The following is a 19,472-nucleotide window of genomic DNA, read 5'->3' as shown; positions in this document are numbered from 1 at the left end:
AATATTTAGATGCGATTATTCGCATAATAATTTTAAGATAAATTTAGCGAACGTTCGCTATTTTGTGAAAATTTTTATTTATGTTTGTAATGTAAATTCACAAAATCAATACGTTATGGAAACTAAGACTCAATTAAAAATAAAGGCTCAAAAGCAGTTTGAAGAAATATTCACACCTGATTTGATAGAATTTCTCATTGTGCTTCATGAGAATTTTAATCATAAAAGACTTGAACTTTTAAAAGAAAGAAGAAAAAATCAGGAGGAATTTGATCAGGGAATACTTCCGGTTTTTTTAAAAGAAACTGAGGAGATCAGAAATCAAAATTGGGTTTGTGCAGAGCTTCCAGAAGACTTATTAGACCGAAGAGTGGAAATTACAGGTCCTGTTGACCGAAAAATGATTATTAATGCTCTGAATTCCGGTGCATCTACTTTTATGGCAGATTTGGAAGACAGCAGTTCGCCTACATGGGAAAACTGTATGGAAGGTCAGATTAATCTCTCCAATGCAGTCAGCAGAACGATTGATTTTGTGAATGAAAACGGTAAAGCTTATACTCTCAACGAAAAAACAGCAGTTTTGTTAGTTCGCCCAAGAGGATTACACCTTCCTGAAAAGCATATTGAGATTAATGGCGAAGAAACCTCAGGATCTCTGATAGACTTTGGAATGTATTTCTTCAGAAATGTAAAACAATTGTTGGAAAATGGAAGCGGCCCTTACTTTTATCTTCCCAAATTAGAGCGTTATCAAGAAGCCCGATGGTGGAATGATGTTTTTGTTTTTGCTCAAAATTATCTTGATATAGAAAAAGGAACTATAAAAGCGACTGTTTTAATTGAAACCATTACTGCTTCATTTCAAATTGATGAAATTTTATTTGAATTAAAAGATCACAGCGCAGGATTGAATTGCGGAAGATGGGATTATATCTTTTCATTTATTAAAAAATTCAGAAACCTTCCTGAATTTATTGTGCCGGACAGAGATCAGGTGACCATGACTTCTCCGTTTATGAGCGCGTATTCAAAAAGGGTCATCGAAATATGTCATCAACGAAATGTACATGCTATTGGTGGAATGGCAGCACAAATTCCTGTAAAAAATGATGAAGAAGCCAATAATATAGCTTTTGAAAAAGTAAAAAATGACAAAGAAAGGGAAGTGAAAAATGGTCATGACGGTACTTGGGTAGCACATCCGGCATTGGTTTCGGTGGCAAAAGATATTTTTGATCAGTACATGCCCTCAAAAAATCAGATCGATAAAAAATTTGAATATTATATAACAGAAAGTGATCTGCTGGAAATTCCAAAAGGAAATATTACAGAAAAAGGAGTCAGAAAAAATATCAATGTAGGAATACTCTATCTTGAAAGCTGGTTGATGGGAGTTGGCGCTGCCGCTATTTATAATCTCATGGAAGATGCCGCTACAGCAGAAATCTCAAGAACGCAAATCTGGCAGTGGCTGAAAAATGAAGCTATTTTAAGTGATGACAGAACACTTACCCGAAACATGATTCTTCAATGGGAAGCCGAAGAGATGGATTATATCGAAAAGTATGTAGGGGAAACGAGATTCAGACATGGAAAATTCAATTTGGCAAAAGAACTTTTCAATGAATTGATCTTCTCTGAAAACTTTGAAGAATTTCTGACACTTAAAGCTTATCCTTTTATTTAAACCCAAACAACCTTTATCAAATATCCTCTAATCAAACAAAATCCAAATATTATGAAAACAAGACAAGAACAAATCCAGGATCTGGAGAAAGATTGGCTGACTAACCCACGTTGGAACGGTGTAAAAAGACCTTATACTGCGGAAGATGTTTTAAAACTTCGCGGTTCATATACCATAGAATATACCATCGCTACAGAAATGTCTAAAAAATTCTGGAATAAGCTCAATGCTCAGGATTATGTAGCAGGACTTGGTGCTCTTACAGGTAATCAGGCCGTTCAGGAAGTAGATGCAGGTCTGGAAGCGATTTATCTTTCAGGTTGGCAGGTGGCTGCAGATGCTAACTTATCAGGTGAAATGTATCCCGATCAGTCATTATATCCTGCCAATTCAGTGCCTTCCGTGGTGAAGAAAATCAATAATGCTTTATTAAGAGCGGATCAGGTGCAATCAGTGAGCGGAACCGGAGATCGGGAGTATCTTGTTCCTATTATTGCCGATGCGGAAGCCGGTTTTGGAGGTAACTTAAATGCTTTCGAACTGATGAAGCAAATGATTGAAGCAGGAGCTGCTGCTGTACACTTTGAGGATCAGCTTTCTTCAGCTAAAAAATGTGGCCATTTAGGAGGGAAAGTTTTAGTTCCCACTCAGGAGGCTATTAATAAACTGATTGCTGCCCGTCTGGCTGCTGACGTATTGAATGTTCCAAGTCTTATTATAGCGAGAACAGATGCCGATGCGGCTGATTTACTCACTTCAGATATCGACGACAGAGATAAGAAATTTGTAACAGGAGAAAGAACTTCGGAAGGTTTTTATGTGGTAAAAAATGGGGTAGAGCAGGGAATCGACAGAGGATTGTCGTATGCACCTTATGCAGATCTCATCTGGATGGAAACTTCAAACCCGGATCTTGAACAGGCAAGACGTTTTGCCGAAGGTATTCATGCTAAATTTCCAGGGAAAATGCTTGCATACAACTGCTCGCCGTCATTTAACTGGGCTGCAAGACTAAGCGTTGAAGAAATGTCTACCTTCCGCGAAGAATTGGCCAAAATGGGATATAAGTTCCAGTTTATCACATTGGCAGGGTTCCATGCTTTAAATACAGCAATGTTTGAGCTGGCTCTGGCTTATAAAGAAAGAGGAATGGCCGGATATTCTGAATTGCAGGAGCGTGAGTTTGCTTTGCAGGAAAAAGGTTTCAGAGCCGTGAAACATCAGTCTTTTGTGGGAACCGGATATTTTGATGAAGTTCAGAATATTGTAACCAATGGTTCTTCAGCTACCGTTGCTATGAAAGATTCTACAGAAACAGCACAGTTCCATTAGTTATTTTTTTTCCATATTTTTTTGAGGTAAAGCCTTTCTCTGTTTTGGAGGAAGGTTTTATTTAATAAGAAATTATGATTGTTTTTTTTAGAAATTTCAACTTGTTTTTGAATGTTGTCCCTATTTTAACAGAGCTTAAACAAGATAGATCATAACTAACGAAAATTTGTTTTATATTTGGCAACGAAAAAAAACGAAGGTTTTTGAAAAAACTATATTAAAAATGAAGCTAATTAAAGGACTTTTTATTGCAGCAGGATTAACATTAACGGCGCATGCTGCAAATGCACAACAAAAAATCGGAAGTGTAAACTCTGATGATATTTTTGCAAACTTATCTGAAGTAAAAACAGTAGGCGCAACTATTGATAATCTGACTAAAACAAGACAGACTGAGATTGAAAAACTGATCAGCGATTATCAGACTAAGCTGAAGACAGCACAGGATAAAGAAAAAACACTGAGTGAAGCTAATAAAGAAGCGGTAACTAAAGAACTTATCGCAGCGCAAACAGAATTGCAGGCTCTTGGTAAGAAAATTGAAGATACAAGAACTCAGGCTGCTAAGGATATTTCAGCAAAACAGAATGAATTATTCAGCCCTTTACAGCAAAAAGTAAAAGCGGCGATCTCTGCGGTAGCTAAAGAAAGAAACATAAACTTCGTTTTTGATGTTTCTTCTCCGGATAGCAACAATCTTATCTATACAGATGGTAGTGAAGATATTACGGCTCAGGTAAAAACAAAATTAGGCGCTTCCGCAACAGCATCTAAGCCAGCGGCTGCAAAAAAATAATCTATTTGATATCAAATAGATAACAACGGAATCTGATCAAATCGGATTCCGTTTTTTGTTGATAAATACGTAACAGGGCAATGAGGCAGAGAAAGTTTTTATTACATTTGAGTAAACTTTCAGAAGAATGAATTTAATCTATGAAAAGCAGATCAAAGTAACAGAGGAACATATCGACCAAAACAATCATGTCAATAATGTGCAGTATGTACATTGGGTGGAAGAAGTGGCAGCGGAACACTGGGATCTTTTGAAACAGAAAACAGAATATGCAAATGATGCCTGGATGCTTCTTGATCATCATATACAGTATAAAAAACAGGCTTATTTGGGGGATATCATTACGGTGAAAACGTACCCTCAATCTCCTGAAGGAGCCAAACAGCCCAGAAAAGTTGAGTTTTACTGTAATGATCAGCTTTTAGTAGACTCAAATACATTGTGGGTTTTGTTTGATCCATTCACAAAAAAAATCAAGAGATTGGAGAAAGACTGGCTTGAAAAGTTTTGAGAAGAAAGGAAATTATCTTTCTACAATGAATTTCAGAAACTACTATACATTGCCAAATTACAAAAGAGATGAAAAAGAAACTAAGGAAGATCATTATTGATGAGCAGGAATATTTATACTGCATCAAAATCCAGTATCACCCCGGAACAGATACCAGTACTTTGAGATTGAAAGTTTTTCTAAACAGGTATAAAAAAACACCCCTGATCATTGATTTTATTACTCTTAATAATTATTATGTAGGACAGCCTCTGAAATTTGGGGTAGCTCTAAAGAATAAAATAACAAATTCTGAAGAAGTGGTGAATCTTAATGAACCCGGATACATAAAACAATTCATTGTACACGGACAAAAAAGTGGCTGGACAGGAATTAAAACCTTCGAAATACAAAACGGACTTACCTATCTGGAAGAGTTGGGTTTTGAAACAGATGATCTGAAAATACCCAATTACTCCCAAAAATTCAGCTAACTTTTAAGAGCATTTTCTTTCTTGCGCTTTTTATCTTAACTTTGAACTTTAATTTTACGGTTTTTCATTGATTGCATATTTGTTTTTTTAATCTTAACTATAAGATTGTATTAACAGAATAATGTATATCAATACCTTAAAGCTTATTCATTGAGTATGATACGTATTACAAAAATTTTTACATTCGAAACCGCTCACGTGCTGTATAACTACGACGGGAAGTGTAAAAATATGCATGGACATTCCTATAAACTGTTTGTAACAGTGAAAGGAAAACCGATTAATGATATTGAAAACCCTAAAAATGGGATGGTAGTTGATTTCGGAGATATCAAAAGTATCGTAAAATCTGAAATTGTAGATGTTTGGGATCATGCGGTTCTCGTTAACGCTTTGTCTCCACACAAAGAGCTGGGAGATGATCTGGAGCAGAAAGGACACAAAGTGATTTATTGCAGCTTCCAGCCAACCTGCGAAAATATGCTTTATGCCATTGCTTCCAAAATAAAATCAGGACTTCCTGAAGGTATTTCTTTAGCATACCTGAAACTCCATGAGACAGAAAACTCTTACGGAGAATGGTTTGCAGAAGACAATCAATAATTATCCAACAAAACTCAGAAGGTGTTAAAAACAACAATCAATTTAGAACCTGGAAAAAAAGTATATTTTGCTTCAGATCAGCATTTTGGTGCGCCTACACCAGGCGAAAGCAAGGTGCGTGAAGAAAAATTTATACGTTGGATGGATGAGATCAAAGAAGATGCTCAGGTTTTGTTTTTAATGGGTGATCTTTTTGATTTCTGGCATGAATGGAAACACGTGGTCCCCAAAGGATATGTGCGTGTTCTGGGTAAAATTGCAGAGCTTAAAGACAGGGGAATTCATATCTATTTCTTTGTGGGAAATCACGATCTCTGGATGAAAGATTATCTTGAAGAAGAAATCGGATGTACTGTTTTTTATAAGAAACAATATTTTGAAATGGGAGGTAAACAGTTTTTACTGGCCCATGGAGACGGATTGGGGCCTGGCGATAAAGGCTACAAAAGAATGAAAAAGCTTTTCACCAATCCAATCGCACAATGGTTTTTTAAGTGGCTTCATCCGGATATCGCAATGAAGGTCGCATTATATCTTTCTCAAAAGAATAAAATGATCTCAGGGGAAGAAGACAAAGCATTTCTTGGAGAAGACAAAGAGTTTCTCATCATTTACTCCAAAGAAAAGCTGAAAACTCAACAGATCGACTATTTTATATATGGCCACAGACATCTTCCTATGGTGCTGGATCTGGAAAAAAATGCAAAATATATCAACTTGGGAGACTGGATCTCTTATTATACTTACGGAGTATTTGAAAAGGATTTTGAACTCAAAACCTATCAAAAATAAAAATAAAAAAAATTACCCCTAAAAAGAGGTAACCTTCGAATGGACGGAAAATCCATTCTTGTTTTTAATCCATATTCCGAATAAAATATTGCAAGAAGTTTACCAAAGTATCGTCCTTATATTAAAAAAATATTAAATAAGTTTATCTTATCTGTGCAATTGCTTTATAACGAAGCAATAATACGATTGAAACATATGGAACTGAAGAATATATTCAACATACAGACTGAAGAAGATTTCCTGAATGCCTCATTGAAAACATTTCGTTATCAATATGAAAATGTTGAAATATACAGGAAGTTTGTCGATTTTTTGAAAGTTAATCCTGATGAGGTTACTCAATTGGACAACATTCCTTTTTTGCCCATAGAGATGTTCAAAAACCATCAGATTCTTGACAAAAATGTTACAACGGATCTTTTCTTCCAGAGTTCAGGAACTACTCAAATGAATCTTTCGAAACATTTCATTGCCGATCCGGAGTTATACGAAGAAAGTATTTATAAAAGTTTTGAACAGTTTATAGGAAAACCCGAAGACTTTATTTTCCTAGGATTGCTGCCAAGTTATCTTGAAAAACAGAATTCGTCCCTGATTTATATGGTAGATTATCTGATGAAAAAATCCAATAAGCTGGAGAATGGATATTTTCTGTATAATCATTCCGAACTTTTTGATCTTTTGAACCAATTAAAGGATAAAAAAGTAATTCTTTTTGGAGTTTCCTTCGCTCTTTTGGACTTTTTAGATTACTGTCATTCCGTACGAAGCGAAGAATCTTTAAGCATTCTGGATAATTTAATAGTTATTGAGACAGGAGGAATGAAAGGCAGAAAAGAAGAAATGACGAAAGATGAGCTTCTTGCTATTCTGCAGAATGGTTTTAAAACAGATAAAATCTATTCAGAATATTCGATGACTGAGCTCTTATCACAGGCTTATTCTCTTGGAAACAACGAATATAAATGCCCAAATTGGATGAGAATTAAGGTCAGAAATGTGGAAGATCCGCTGACATATGAAAAAGAGGGGAGAACGGGGGCTATCAATATTATCGATCTTGCCAATACTCACTCGTGTTCCTTTATTGCTACTCAGGATTTGGGGAAAATAATAGGAGAAAAATTTCAGGTTTTAGGAAGAATTGATCATTCTGATATTAGAGGCTGTAGCCTTTTGGTGAGTTGATCAATACACAGAATTCAATACAATCATTTCGCTCCTCTTTATTTGTTATTTTGGTTTTTAATTCTAAATGAGTATGACTGATTTTACTTAAACCTTCATCAATATAGTACACGAAAAAATGCTCAAAATAGAAGAACTTGTTCATGCGTACATTCATTCTCATTGCGATTTCGAAAAAGAGATCGTACTGACGAATTATTTTCAGGCTGACTGGGAAGCTGATATTCTGACCATTGATTCTGAAGGATTCAGCCATGAAATTGAGATCAAATTATCAAAAAGTGATTTTAAAAATGATTTCAAAAAATCATATATCAATAAAGATACTGGGGAAAAGTTCCTGAAGCATGATAAAATATCATGTGGAGATTATGTGTGTAATGCTTTCAGCTTTCTACTGCCTATGGGAATGGTAGAAGCGGCAATTATTCCGGAGCATTGCGGGATTATTGAGTTTTACCATAATGCAGACACCTGGGAAACTGAGTTTTATCTCATCCGAAAACCCAGAAAACTTCATGAAGATTTTTACTGGAAACTGAATGATAAAGACCTTTTTATCAGAAAAATGGCTCTGAACTTGCTTCAGCGAAAATTGGAAATCAAAGGTAAGCAGGAAGAATTGATTTTCAAAAATCCTTTTGATATTAAAAAGATAAAATAAAAAATAAAGCATAAAAAAACCTGTCAGCCGACAGGTTTTTTTATGTATTGAAGAGGGAAAATTAATCTGTTATTTCTGCTGTATCTCTTTGAAGTAGAAACTTGTAAATCAGTCCACCAACTATTCCACCCAGAATAGGAGCTACCCAGAACAGCCAAAGCTGTGACATCGCAAGTCCACCAGTGAAAACAGCCTGAGAAAGAGATCTTGCAGGGTTTACGGAAGTGTTTGTAATAGGAATAGAGATTAAATGGATAAGCGTAAGAGCCAAACCAATTGCAATGCCCGCAAATTTACCGTTAGCCCACTTATCTGTTGCTCCCATAATCACGATCAGGAAAAAAGCAGTTAATAAGAACTCAGCAAGAAATGCAGCGCCCATACTGAATGCTTTTCCATTATAAACGGCTTCTCCATAAAAGTTGGTTGCAAAATCACCCGGTTTTGAGAAATCCACAGCACCTGCTCCGTTAAGAATAGTATACAGACATCCTGCTGCAACAATAGCTCCCAAACATTGTGCTACAACATAAGGGATAAGATCTTTTGCAGGAAATCTTCCTCCTGCCAGAAGCCCAAAGGAAACTGCCGGATTGAAGTGCCCTCCTGAGATGTGTCCCACCGCATACGCCATAGTGAGAACAGTAAGACCAAAGGCAAGCGCAACCCCTACAAGTCCAATCCCGATATTGGGAACACCGGCAGCGAAAACAGCGCTTCCGCACCCACCGAAAACAAGCCAAAATGTGCCGAAAAATTCAGCGAAAAGTTTTTTTATCATGTTGTTTATTTTAAATATGTACCTCAAATGTAGAATTTATATCTTAAAGTAAAAAGATTATTTTTAAAAAATATTTCAAAAATAAGGGAACAAAAAATAATAAATTTAACAATTTGGTTTAATGTTTGTTTGGCATTTAATCAGATGATATTATGGACAGTACTGAAAATAATATAAACGATTTATCTTTCGTTGAAAATTTAAAAGGATGGTTAATGAAAAAGTTTCTTTGTGTGGTCTTCGTACCTTTTTTTTATAGTTTACATTATTCGCAGACGGCAAAAAAGAATTTTCCGTGCTACGATCTTACAACTGTTTTGAAGGTTGAACCTACTGTACTTTACAAACCCCATCTTGATGCTTCCAAAAGTTTTGGGGTACAGTTGCTGAAAGATTCCAAAATGGTACAGAAGTACATCAACAACGGAAAGTTTCATAAAATAAAAAAATCAGGAAAAGGATATCAGGTTCAAAGGTTGGATTACAGCAGAGCATACATGGTGTCTAAAGCAAAAGCTACATTGGAAAAAATAGGCTCTAAATTCAGTAAAGATACCAAAGGAGGTACATTTACAGTTTCATCTATGACAAGAACACTTGAAGATCAATGTAGGCTGAGAAGAGTCAATTCCAATGCTTCTTTAGGAATAAGTTCTCACAACTACGGCAATTCTTTTGATATTTCATATATACGCTTCAATAACGTTCTCAAGTATAACCCTAAAATGGAAATCGCCCTGGAAAAGGTATTAAAACATTTTGCAGATGCCGGTAAAATCTATTATATAAAAGAAAAGCAACAGAGTTGTTATCATATTACAGTGAAAAATTATTAATAAATTCCACTTGCATAGGATGATTAGTTTGTCTAATTTTATGGCTCTAAAAACCGTGCATATATGACAACATTAAACATGCAAACTTCCATGCTTCCTTATGAGGATTGTAAAACAGCAATGGATAAATGGGCAGACTGCCGTTCTTCTTTTTTCGACATTCAGAAAAAACTTCCTACCAATTATATTTTTAGTTTATCCAGAGAACAGCTTGACTGGATGAGAAATATAGGGGGCAAATCACAGGTATTCTGTGCAGGTGTTGGCCTGTTTGAAGATAAAGTAACTCTTATCCTGTATCCTTTGGATGACTCCGGGAAAAGAATAGAAGCTAAAGAATATCCGTGTACTTGTCTTTCTGAGCTTACAATGGATATAAAGCTTCAGGAAATTCAGGAATATACTGTTGTTAAAAATGCCGTTCTTTCTAAAGGTCTTTTGCCGGTAGAAAGAAATTCAGATATGGCTTTCCCTATTTCAGATAAACCGATTCTTGAGCAGGATACTGCATTAGATGCCATAGAAAAATGGAGACTTGAAGGAATGGATTGGTTCTACAGAGAATGCAACATCGATAAAGGAGCAGGCATTTTCAGAAAATTCTATGTTTCTACTGAAGATCTTTGTCTTTCTGATGACAGCTTAGAAGGTATAACATGTTCTTTCGGTTTAAAATATAATGATATTTACGAAAAACTTCTTGTTACGCTGATCTTTATCTCTTTCCGCGAAAACCTTCAGAATTCTGGCCGTGCAGAGACTATTTCAAATACATACGACTGGGCAAAACCATGTCCTCCTATCTGTCGTCTTCCGGATGATGGGGTAGGTTGTGAATTTTAAACGACATACAAAGGAATGGCTGATCTTTATAAAGCAATTTTATTCCTAAACTACGGACTGCTTCTATCAGTTATAGTGTTGGGAGCAGCTAAGTACCGCATACTCAACTCTAAAGAAAAGCGATATGTTCATTGTATTGCTTTTCTTTTTTTTATAGAACTGATTAACTTCGTTCTACCTTATGTTTTAAGGCTGAATGATACTTCTTTCCTGTACCCTTTATATATTGCAGGAGAATTTTTTCTGCTGACAAGCTTATTCATAAGAAAATTAAACTGGCCATCTTATATTCAGGTGATTTCAGCAGTAACCGCTGTAGGATTCATGATCATGAAGTATGGTTTTAACTGGCCGGAAAATGCTGATATTGCAAAAGGAATTTCAAATATTATAATTATTTGCCTTTCAGGATATACTCTGATCAGTGAGATTAAAAATGCTTCTACTCAGGAACGGTTTTTATGGGTGGATGCCAGTATCTTTTTTTATTACTCCGTTTCAGTATTTATTTTTATCCTTCAGCATCAGATCGCCAATCTGTCGGAGAACGACTATTATACGATTTTCAGTGCCAATAATATACTTTCAAGTATTTTATACTGTTCATTTTTATACACATTTATCAGATTAAAGAAGTAACATTAAATATTAACCTGTTGATTCTCATAATTGTTACTTTAGCAATTATAGTATCTTTTATTCTCCTTGCTTACAGAGCTTTTATAACCAGAATTATCAAAGAAAAAAATGTACAGCATGAGGCAGAAGTGCTGCATCAGAAAAAACTGGTACTGGAAAACATTAAAGCTCAGGAAGAAGAAAGAAAAAGAATTGCCGTAATGATTCATGACGATATCGGAAACAGGCTTAACATTCTGTCTCTATGGCTCAATAATCTTGATACTAAAGGAGACGAGCTGATTAAAACAAATATTTACAGTCAGATGTCTTCCCTGATAGACGCTGCAAGAAGTATTTCGCATTCATTATATCCTGTCAATCTGGAATCTGTGGGTCTGGTATTGTATGTAGAAGAATTGATTACCAACCTTTCTCATAAAATTAATATTTCCTTACAGGTGATGCCCGGATATATACAGAAAGATCTTTTTGTAGAAGTACAGCTCTACAGAATTATTCAGGAATTTACCACTAATGTTATCAAACACTCTACAGCAACAGACCTTTGGATCTATATCAAAGATTATCCTGAAAATATGGCTGTAGTCATTTCGGACAACGGAGAAGGGTTTGATTATGAACAGGTAAAAAAAGGAATGGGAATCAAAAATATTGAATCTCGTATCAAATCAATGAATGCCTCCCACAAATGGAAAAAAACTTTTTTAAATAAAGGAAGTCGTTTAATTATTAAAATTCCAAAAAATAATGAGCTCCCAAATCAAAATAGCCCTGATTGATGATGAACAGCTGATCCTGGAAGGGGTGAAAATGCTGCTGTCTAATGAAAAGAATATCTCGGTATGCCTTACCTGTGACAATGGGCCCGATTTTATAGAAAGCCTGGGGAAACTTTCAGAAAATGAATTCCCTGATCTGGCTCTTGTAGATGTACAGATGAAGCCGATGAATGGCTTTGAGCTGGTAGAAATTCTTAAAGAAAAATATCCCGATCTTAAAATTATCATCCTTTCTTCCCATTACAAGACCTCTATTCTCGGATATATGGTTAAATTGGGAGTTTCCGCATTTCTTCCCAAGAATTCAAACAAAAAGACATTTATTGACGCTATAACGATGGTGGATAAAAATGGAGTGTTCTTTACAGCGGAAGACCATCAGATGCTGTTTAGCTACATGAATAGCACCACCAAGAAAAATTCACTTTTTGAAACAGAAGATGAGTTGTCCGAAAGAGAAAAAGATGTAGTAAAACTCATCTGCCAGGAATTTACCAACAATGAGATTGGCGAAAAACTCTTCATCAGTCCAAGAACGGTAGAAAGCCACAGACAGCGTATTCTCGAAAAGATAGGCGCCAAAAATACAGTAGGAATAGTTATTTATGCTATTATTCACAACATACATTCAATAGAAAAAATTTAATATCATTCCGTAGAAATACGGAATTTTTTATTTGGTACTTTTCACTCTAGCTCAACTTGTTTTTCTTCTGTTATTTTGAAATGTCTCTTCCCGGGATGTTAGATGAAAAAAAGGAATGCAGATAACGTCTGCCGTAAAAACAAATAAAAGCATGAATGACAACAGAGTGATTTCCGTCGGGATTTTCTTTGATGGTACAGGAAATAATGGCGTAAATGCCCTTTCCGCGGAAAAACCGTTGAATAATAATGAAAGTTATTTTGGAACATTAACCAACATTTATAAATTATACAGTTTATTCAATGGAAATAAAAAAATATACATAGAAGGAATAGGAACTGCAGTAGGATGTGAAGACAGTAATTTTGCGATGGCAACCTGTGCCAATCCTCCTTACGGAACGGGATATTCTTCTGATGATAAGCTTCAGAAAGCAGATCATTTTGTGGAAGAAATGATGAGTGATGAAAATACAGAATATCACTTCTATATCTATGGATTTGGAAGAGGTGGGATGTTGGCCAGAACATTCTGCAACCAACTTCTTTCTTATTATGCCTTGAAAAACTGCAAAATAAAATTTTTGGGAGCCTTTGATACGGTAGAATCTAAACCTTTTAATAAGTATAATTTAAACCTTAATCATCAGATAGAAAATGCATTTCATATCTGTGCCGTGAACGAATCGAGGTTTTTCTTCCCACTTACAGGTTTTTTTGAAGATTCAAAAACAATGAAAGATCAGAAAGTTGAAGATTATTCATCTTCCTGGAAAGAGATTTTTGTACCGGGTGCCCATGCAGACATAGGAGGAGGCTATCTGGAAGGACCGCAGTCGGTATATATATCGACAGATTTTATGAATATAGATGATTTAAGAGATTACGTGTCCGACATCAGAAATGCAAAAACCAATACAGAAGGATCAGAAATATGGAATTCATTGCTGGCTGGATATCAGATAGAAAAAGGAGAAAATCTTTCGCAGGCTTATGTAAGCAGGGATATTGTTTACAATGATCTTTCAAAAGTATATGGCAAACTGATGATGGCAGAGACCAACAGGATATCCTGCATTTTTGATTCATCTGATGATGCTTACTTTAAAATAAATTATAATAAACATTTCTTCCTTGAAGGTTTTAGTAAAGAGCTGAATGAATATGCAAAAGACCTATCAGCGCATTTGAAACCTCTCTATAATTTCAGCAGACTGAATGATTATATCCATATTTCAGCCAGTTTTGGATTATATAGCGGAGATTTTAACAGCAGATCCGAACATGAGATTAATGCAGAACTGATCAACAATGGATTGAATGTTTCCAGCAGTACGACTGTAAAACAGGATGGGCAGACAAGATTATCTGTGGAACTTCATCTTCCTGAAGATAGCTTTGTAGCAGATTTCCTTTACGGAACCAGTGTTCCGAATAATGATATCTGGGTTCGTACCATTTTGAAAAGCCCGGCACCAGCGCGGGTCAATGAAATTAACGATTAGTGTTAGTACTTCTCAGTTTTAAATTTAGGTTAGAGGCCGTCTCAAAGGAGAGATGGCCTTTTTTATTGTACTCGCGATATTTTTATTGGAACAAAGAAAAGGTCTGCAGGTGGAAGTATAACCTTTCTAATTTTATTAAAATTCCTGTAAAATCACTTTCAACAGCCAAATTATTGATTATAAAAATGGCTTTCTTCCGGTAGTTTTTTAATTTCTGCAGTATTCATTTCTTTTTCCGTATTTTTGCACCCGAAAATTCATTACTCATTATTAAACAATTAATTTAAAAAATGCTTTCGGTTCAAGGTTTAGGATTACACCATTCGGGAAATTATTTATTTCAAAACGTAAATTTCACCATTAAAAAGGATGATAAAGTAGGTCTCGTAGGAAAAAATGGAGCGGGAAAATCCACTTTATTGAAAATGCTTTCCGGAGAAATCAATTTCTATGAGGGAGAGGTGGTGACAGAAGGAAGTGTTACAATCGGTTTCCTGAAACAGGATCTTGATTTTGTGAAAGGAAGAACTGTTTGGAATGAAACAATGCAGGCCTTTGAACAGATCAATGCATGGAAAAATGAATTGGAGGAAGTTAATCATCAGATGACTGTAAGAACCGACTACGAAAGCGACTCTTACATTGATCTGATCAATAAAATGACTGAACTGAATGACCTTTTGATGAACCATGATGCCTACAATCTTGAAGGGGATATGGAGAAAGTATTGTTTGGTTTAGGATTTAAAGCCGATGATTTCCAAAAGATTACCGATGAATTTTCAGGAGGATGGAGAATGAGAATTGAGCTGGCAAAATTACTTCTTCAGAAGAATGATATTATGCTTCTCGATGAGCCTACCAACCACCTTGATATGGAATCTATTATCTGGTTGGAGAACTTCTTGAAAGACTACCCGGGAGCAATTGTGCTAGTAAGTCACGATAAACAGTTTATGACGGCTGTTTGTAACCGTACTTTTGATATCAACAATAGAAAAGTTGACGATTATAAGGCCAATTATACCAAATATTTGATCATGCGTGAAGATCGCCGTGAAAAACTGATTCAGGCTAAGAAGAATCAGGATGCGGAGATCAAGCAGATGGAAGATAATATCAACAAATTCCGTGCAAGTGCAACAAAAGCATCTTTCGCACAGTCGTTGATCAAAAAATTAGACAAAATTGAGCGTATTGAAGTAGATAACGAAGACGTTTCAAAATTCAATATCCGCTTCGTTCAGTCTATGGTTCCGGGAAAAGTGATTTTTGAGGCTGCAAAACTAGGGAAAGCATATGGTCAGAAACAAATTTTTGATGATGTAGACTTTATCGTTCAGAGAGGAGACAGAATTGCACTATTAGGTCAGAACGGACAAGGGAAAACGACCCTTGCCAAAATTCTTGCCGGAGATATTAAAGACTATTCAGGAGATTGGAATCTTGGTCATAACGTTAACATCGGATATTTCGCCCAAAATCAGGAAGAAGTTTTAACACCCAATAAAACGGTTCTTGAAGAAGCTGAAGATGCGGCAACAGAAGAAACGAGACCGAGAGTAAGAGATTTATTAGGATCTTTTCTTTTCCAGGGAGAAGCCGTTTCCAAAAAGACAAAAGTACTTTCCGGAGGAGAAAGAAACCGTCTGGCACTTTGTAAACTACTACTTCGTCCTTTTAACACCCTGATTATGGACGAACCTACAAACCACTTGGATATCCAGTCTAAAGAGATTATCAAGCTGGCCTTGCAGAACTTTGAAGGAACTTTAATTGTAATTTCTCACGACAGAGAATTCCTGCAGGGACTTTGTGATAAGATCTATGAATTCCGTGACGGGAAGATGAAAGAATTCCTTGGTGATATCAATGAATATCTTGAGTACAGACAAAAGGAAACGATTAGAGAGATTTCTGCTGAAAAAGCTAAACTTCACAGTGAAGAGGTAAAACCGGAACCTAAAAAAGTAGAAGAAAAACCGGTGGTAAGCAGCAGCCAGACTTCCAGTATTGTGAGTAAAGAACAGAAAAATATTCAGAATAAAATTAAAAAAGTAGAAGAAAGAATTTCTGAACTTGAGACGAAAGTAGAAGAAATGGAAGCCTCTTTTGCCAACGAAAATCCTTCTGATGAAACGCTTGAAAGGTATAATAAGACAAAAGAAGACCTGGATTCAGCTCTGCAGGAGTGGGAATATCTAGGAACTCAACTTGATTAAACGAATAATATAAAAGCTTCATAATCCATAAATTATGAAGCTTTTTTGTAACAAAACACAATTAACTTCAACTTATTGTGTATAATAATAAAAGTAATTTAATAAAACTTTAAGGAAACAATTAAATTATTTTCATAATTTTGACCCATGATTTTTAAAGAAAGCAGAAATTTAAAAAGTTTTATCTCCAAGCTGTTGTTTGGGATATACTTTCTTGCGCTGCTTTCTCAAAGCTTTCACCATCATGATTCTTCAGAGCTTTTTAAGGGCTTTAACCTTAAGAAAACAGAAAATACGATGACGAAGGCCGCTACTAAAGAGAAAGCTGGCGACTGTCTGGCCTGCCACTTTTTGGTAACCGGACATACCTTAGCTCCTGAGGATTTCAGCTTTACTTTTGAACACTATACTCAGGAAGTAAAGCAAATCATTACGATCCAGGAGAAAATCTGGTCTCAGACCAAATTCACGTTTCAACTTCGGGGACCCCCGACAATTTCATAATTACTAGATTTTATTGGGTTTAAAGTATTGTACTTTAAAGTTCAGTATCTGATGTTTACCGTGTAAAGATATTATAAGGTAGCAGATAATTTGTGATAGGCTATTTTGCCTGTGCCATATTTTTCAATTGCTTCTAAATTTGAGCCTTACCTTATATTTCTCAGATATTTTACCTGTACACTGTACCATAAAACGAACCCATTCTACAATTTTTAACGAAAAATGTACCTTATGAAAAGGTACGCAATCAATCTATATACAATGAAATTGATATATTGCCTGCTACTGATCTTTTGTGGATCAGTATTTACAAGTGCACAAAAAAACTATACTGTACAGGGAACCGTTCAGGATTTTCATGATAAGACGGCGTTGGAAAATGCTGTAATTAAAATTGGAAATTTTACAACCAAAACAGATAAGAAAGGTAAATTTTCTTTTGATAAAATCCCTGCAGGGAAGTATACACTCATTGCCCAACATCCTGATTGCAATGATTATACTGAAAATATAGGAGTTGATCAGGATGTTCATGTGGTTATTACCCTGGAACATCATATCAAAGATATTGAAACCGTTACCATTCATGGAAGTCATAAGAATAATGGAAGTATGGTTGTAAAAACCATTGACAAAGCGATGATTTCCAAAAATGTTTCTGAAAACTTAGGGAACCTGTTAGCAAATATATCAGGAGTAAATGCTCTTAAGACAGGAAACAATATTTCAAAACCTATTATTCATGGGCTTTATGGAAGTAGAGTTTCCATACTGAATGATGGCGTAAAATTAGCAGAACAGGAATGGGGAGTAGAACATGCACCCAATGTTGATGTCAATAATTTTGAACATATTGATGTAATTAAAGGCGCATCGGCTCTGAAATATGGGGCTGGAGCCGTTGGAGGAGTGGTTGTTTTAGAACCTCAGGTTTTGCCTAAAAAAGATACCATTATGGGAAGTGTTTCCCTTTCCGGAATATCTAATGGAAGAGGTGCGAGTCTTAATGTAAAGGCTGCAAAGACCTGGGAAAATGGTTGGGCAGTTAAAACAAACGGAAGCTATAAAAAGCTTGGTGATCTTGAAGCTCCCACCTACGGATTAATGAATACAGGGGTTGAAAGTTCTGGCTTTAACTTTGGGGTTCAGAAGATGACTTTTGAAAAAGGCTTTTCTTTTGATTATTATCTGACGAAAAGTTCAGTAGGTATTCTTAGAAGTTCTCATGTGGGAAATTCTGAAGATCTGCTTGCTGCTATTACATCACCAGAACCAATTTATCAAAGGGATTTTAGTTATGATATTGATAATCCTAAACAGGAAATTGAACACCATATTGCTAAACTTTCTGCGTATAAAAGGTTTGAAAATTTTGGAAAGATCACAGCTACGTACAGCTTTCAGTATAATCATAGAAAAGAATATGATATCAGACGTACAGAAGACCTTAGTAAGAAACCGGCACTGGATCTTGAGCTGATGACCAATGACCTGAATGTGAATCACCTGATCGAAAGAGGAAAATGGAATCTTGAAACAGGGATCAACGCTGGGTATCAGAACAACTATTCCAATACTCAGACCGAGGCAAGACGTCTTGTTCCGAATTATGACAGGTATTATGGTGGAATTTATTCCGTATTGAAATATAAGATTGATCCTACAATTGATCTTGAATTGGGAGGAAGATACGACTTTGATCATTATGATGTTACAAAATGGTATGATCTGAGCGACTGGAATAAAAACTATGCCGCAGATTATTCAGATTTTGTGGTGAGAATAAACCAAAACAGGATTCTTACAAAACCTTCTTTAAGCTATAATAATATATCTGTAAATGCAGGAATTGTCTATCATCCTTCTGAATATTTTAATCTTAAATTTAATTATGCCAGAGTTTCGAGATCTCCGAACATTGCAGAACTTTTTGCCGACGGACTTCACCATTCTGCTGCCATTATTGAAAGAGGGGATATGACGATGAAAAGTGAAACAGGAAATCAGTTTAATTTAGTAGCTGACGTAAAAGCAAATGTTTTGAAAGGATTGAATATTTCAGTAAATCCATATTTCTTCTATACTCAGAATTTTATTAATCAAATTCCTACCGGGTATCAGAATACCCAATGGGGAGGAGCTTTTATCATCTATAGCTATCAACAGATCAATGCAAAAATGTATGGATTGGATCTTGATGTTCAGCTTAAGATAACAGATAATCTATCATACAAAGGAAGTGGATCTTATGTGTATGGACAAGATTTGACACATGATGTTCCCCTTATTTTAATGATGCCTCCAAATTTTAATAATTCATTGGAATTCAATAAAAAAGAATGGAAGAATTTTTATTTTTCAGTAAGTAACAATACTTATTTGAAACAAACGAGATTTCCAATCTATAATGTTCCGATCCGACTATTTGATTCGGAAGGGAATGCTTACAATCAAGAGGTAGACATTTCTACACCTCCAAACGGATATTCGCTTTGGAACCTTCAGACAGGGGTGAATCTGTCTAAAAACTTCGGAATTGATTTTTCAGTTCGAAATGTATTTAACAGGTCTTACAGAGACTATCTGAACAGACTGCGTTTCTTTTCCAACGAAATGGGAAGAAACTTTATTTTAACTCTTAAGTATCAATTTTAATTATTTAAAAT

General features: G+C 35.5%; 19 protein-coding genes. 18 read left to right on the top strand and 1 reads right to left on the bottom strand.

What is annotated here, in order from left to right; genetic code table 11:
* The first annotated feature begins 115 nt into the window (after positions 1 to 115).
* The 9 genes from aceB (at position 116) to ACQ76T_RS17850 (ending at position 8,049) form a co-directional block, all read left to right on the top strand.
* Positions 116 to 1,690, top strand: coding sequence for a malate synthase A (gene aceB, locus ACQ76T_RS17890; protein ID WP_431344617.1), 1,575 nt, complete (start codon positions 116 to 118; stop codon positions 1,688 to 1,690).
* Between the two features lie 51 nt (positions 1,691 to 1,741).
* Positions 1,742 to 3,022, top strand: coding sequence for an isocitrate lyase (aceA, locus tag ACQ76T_RS17885; protein WP_431344616.1), 1,281 nt, complete (start codon positions 1,742 to 1,744; stop codon positions 3,020 to 3,022).
* A 223-nt stretch (positions 3,023 to 3,245) separates the two neighbouring features.
* Positions 3,246 to 3,818, top strand: coding sequence for an OmpH family outer membrane protein (locus tag ACQ76T_RS17880; RefSeq protein ID WP_431344615.1), 573 nt, complete (start codon positions 3,246 to 3,248; stop codon positions 3,816 to 3,818).
* A 127-nt stretch (positions 3,819 to 3,945) separates the two neighbouring features.
* Complete coding sequence (locus ACQ76T_RS17875) at positions 3,946 to 4,329, top strand: acyl-CoA thioesterase (protein WP_431344614.1); 384 nt, start codon at positions 3,946 to 3,948, stop codon at positions 4,327 to 4,329.
* A gap of 68 nt (positions 4,330 to 4,397) precedes the next feature.
* Positions 4,398 to 4,802, top strand: coding sequence for a hypothetical protein (locus ACQ76T_RS17870; RefSeq protein ID WP_431344613.1), 405 nt, complete (start codon positions 4,398 to 4,400; stop codon positions 4,800 to 4,802).
* A 156-nt stretch (positions 4,803 to 4,958) separates the two neighbouring features.
* Positions 4,959 to 5,405 carry a 6-pyruvoyl trahydropterin synthase family protein gene (locus tag ACQ76T_RS17865; protein WP_431344612.1) on the top strand — a complete coding sequence of 149 codons (447 nt, stop codon included), beginning with the start codon at positions 4,959 to 4,961 and terminating at the stop codon, positions 5,403 to 5,405.
* 21 nt (positions 5,406 to 5,426) lie between these two features.
* Entirely contained in the window at positions 5,427 to 6,197 is a 771-nt protein-coding gene (locus tag ACQ76T_RS17860) for a UDP-2,3-diacylglucosamine diphosphatase (protein ID WP_431344611.1), read from the top strand.
* A 195-nt stretch (positions 6,198 to 6,392) separates the two neighbouring features.
* Complete coding sequence (locus ACQ76T_RS17855; RefSeq protein ID WP_431344610.1) at positions 6,393 to 7,385, top strand: acyl transferase; 993 nt, start codon at positions 6,393 to 6,395, stop codon at positions 7,383 to 7,385.
* A 118-nt stretch (positions 7,386 to 7,503) separates the two neighbouring features.
* Complete coding sequence (locus ACQ76T_RS17850) at positions 7,504 to 8,049, top strand: hypothetical protein (RefSeq protein WP_431344609.1); 546 nt, start codon at positions 7,504 to 7,506, stop codon at positions 8,047 to 8,049.
* Positions 8,050 to 8,110: 61 nt separating this feature from the next.
* Here ACQ76T_RS17850 and aqpZ read toward each other — a convergent pair whose 3' ends face one another.
* A complete protein-coding gene (gene aqpZ / locus ACQ76T_RS17845; protein WP_431344819.1) occupies positions 8,111 to 8,827 on the bottom strand; it encodes an aquaporin Z in 717 nt (238 codons plus the stop codon).
* A gap of 218 nt (positions 8,828 to 9,045) precedes the next feature.
* Between aqpZ and ACQ76T_RS17840 the strand changes: the two genes are divergently transcribed.
* The 9 genes from ACQ76T_RS17840 (at position 9,046) to ACQ76T_RS17800 (ending at position 19,461) form a co-directional block, all read left to right on the top strand.
* Positions 9,046 to 9,666, top strand: a complete 621-nt coding sequence (locus ACQ76T_RS17840) for a DUF5715 family protein (RefSeq protein WP_431344608.1) — start codon at positions 9,046 to 9,048, stop codon at positions 9,664 to 9,666.
* 63 nt (positions 9,667 to 9,729) lie between these two features.
* Complete coding sequence (locus ACQ76T_RS17835) at positions 9,730 to 10,509, top strand: hypothetical protein (protein WP_431344607.1); 780 nt, start codon at positions 9,730 to 9,732, stop codon at positions 10,507 to 10,509.
* 15 nt (positions 10,510 to 10,524) lie between these two features.
* Complete coding sequence (locus ACQ76T_RS17830; RefSeq protein ID WP_431344606.1) at positions 10,525 to 11,148, top strand: hypothetical protein; 624 nt, start codon at positions 10,525 to 10,527, stop codon at positions 11,146 to 11,148.
* Between the two features lie 17 nt (positions 11,149 to 11,165).
* Entirely contained in the window at positions 11,166 to 11,930 is a 765-nt protein-coding gene (locus tag ACQ76T_RS17825) for a sensor histidine kinase (protein WP_431344605.1), read from the top strand.
* Entirely contained in the window at positions 11,899 to 12,576 is a 678-nt protein-coding gene (locus ACQ76T_RS17820) for a response regulator (protein WP_431344604.1), read from the top strand. Before ACQ76T_RS17825 ends, ACQ76T_RS17820 begins: the two co-directional genes overlap by 32 nt.
* Positions 12,577 to 12,691: 115 nt before the next feature.
* Positions 12,692 to 14,080 (top strand): phospholipase effector Tle1 domain-containing protein, encoded by a 1,389-nt coding sequence (locus ACQ76T_RS17815; RefSeq protein WP_431344603.1) that lies wholly within the window; start codon positions 12,692 to 12,694, stop codon positions 14,078 to 14,080.
* Positions 14,081 to 14,370: 290 nt separating this feature from the next.
* Positions 14,371 to 16,302, top strand: a complete 1,932-nt coding sequence (locus ACQ76T_RS17810; RefSeq protein WP_431344602.1) for an ABC-F family ATP-binding cassette domain-containing protein — start codon at positions 14,371 to 14,373, stop codon at positions 16,300 to 16,302.
* 147 nt (positions 16,303 to 16,449) lie between these two features.
* Positions 16,450 to 16,806 (top strand): hypothetical protein, encoded by a 357-nt coding sequence (locus ACQ76T_RS17805; protein WP_431344601.1) that lies wholly within the window; start codon positions 16,450 to 16,452, stop codon positions 16,804 to 16,806.
* A gap of 231 nt (positions 16,807 to 17,037) precedes the next feature.
* Positions 17,038 to 19,461, top strand: a complete 2,424-nt coding sequence (locus ACQ76T_RS17800; protein ID WP_431344600.1) for a TonB-dependent receptor — start codon at positions 17,038 to 17,040, stop codon at positions 19,459 to 19,461.
* Positions 19,462 to 19,472 lie beyond the last annotated feature (11 nt).

The sequence above is a fragment of the Chryseobacterium sp. JK1 genome, from assembly GCF_050632815.1.
Classification (GTDB): domain Bacteria; phylum Bacteroidota; class Bacteroidia; order Flavobacteriales; family Weeksellaceae; genus Chryseobacterium.
The sequence above is the reverse complement of the archived record's forward strand: the minus strand, read 5'-3'. Positions and strand labels throughout refer to the sequence as shown.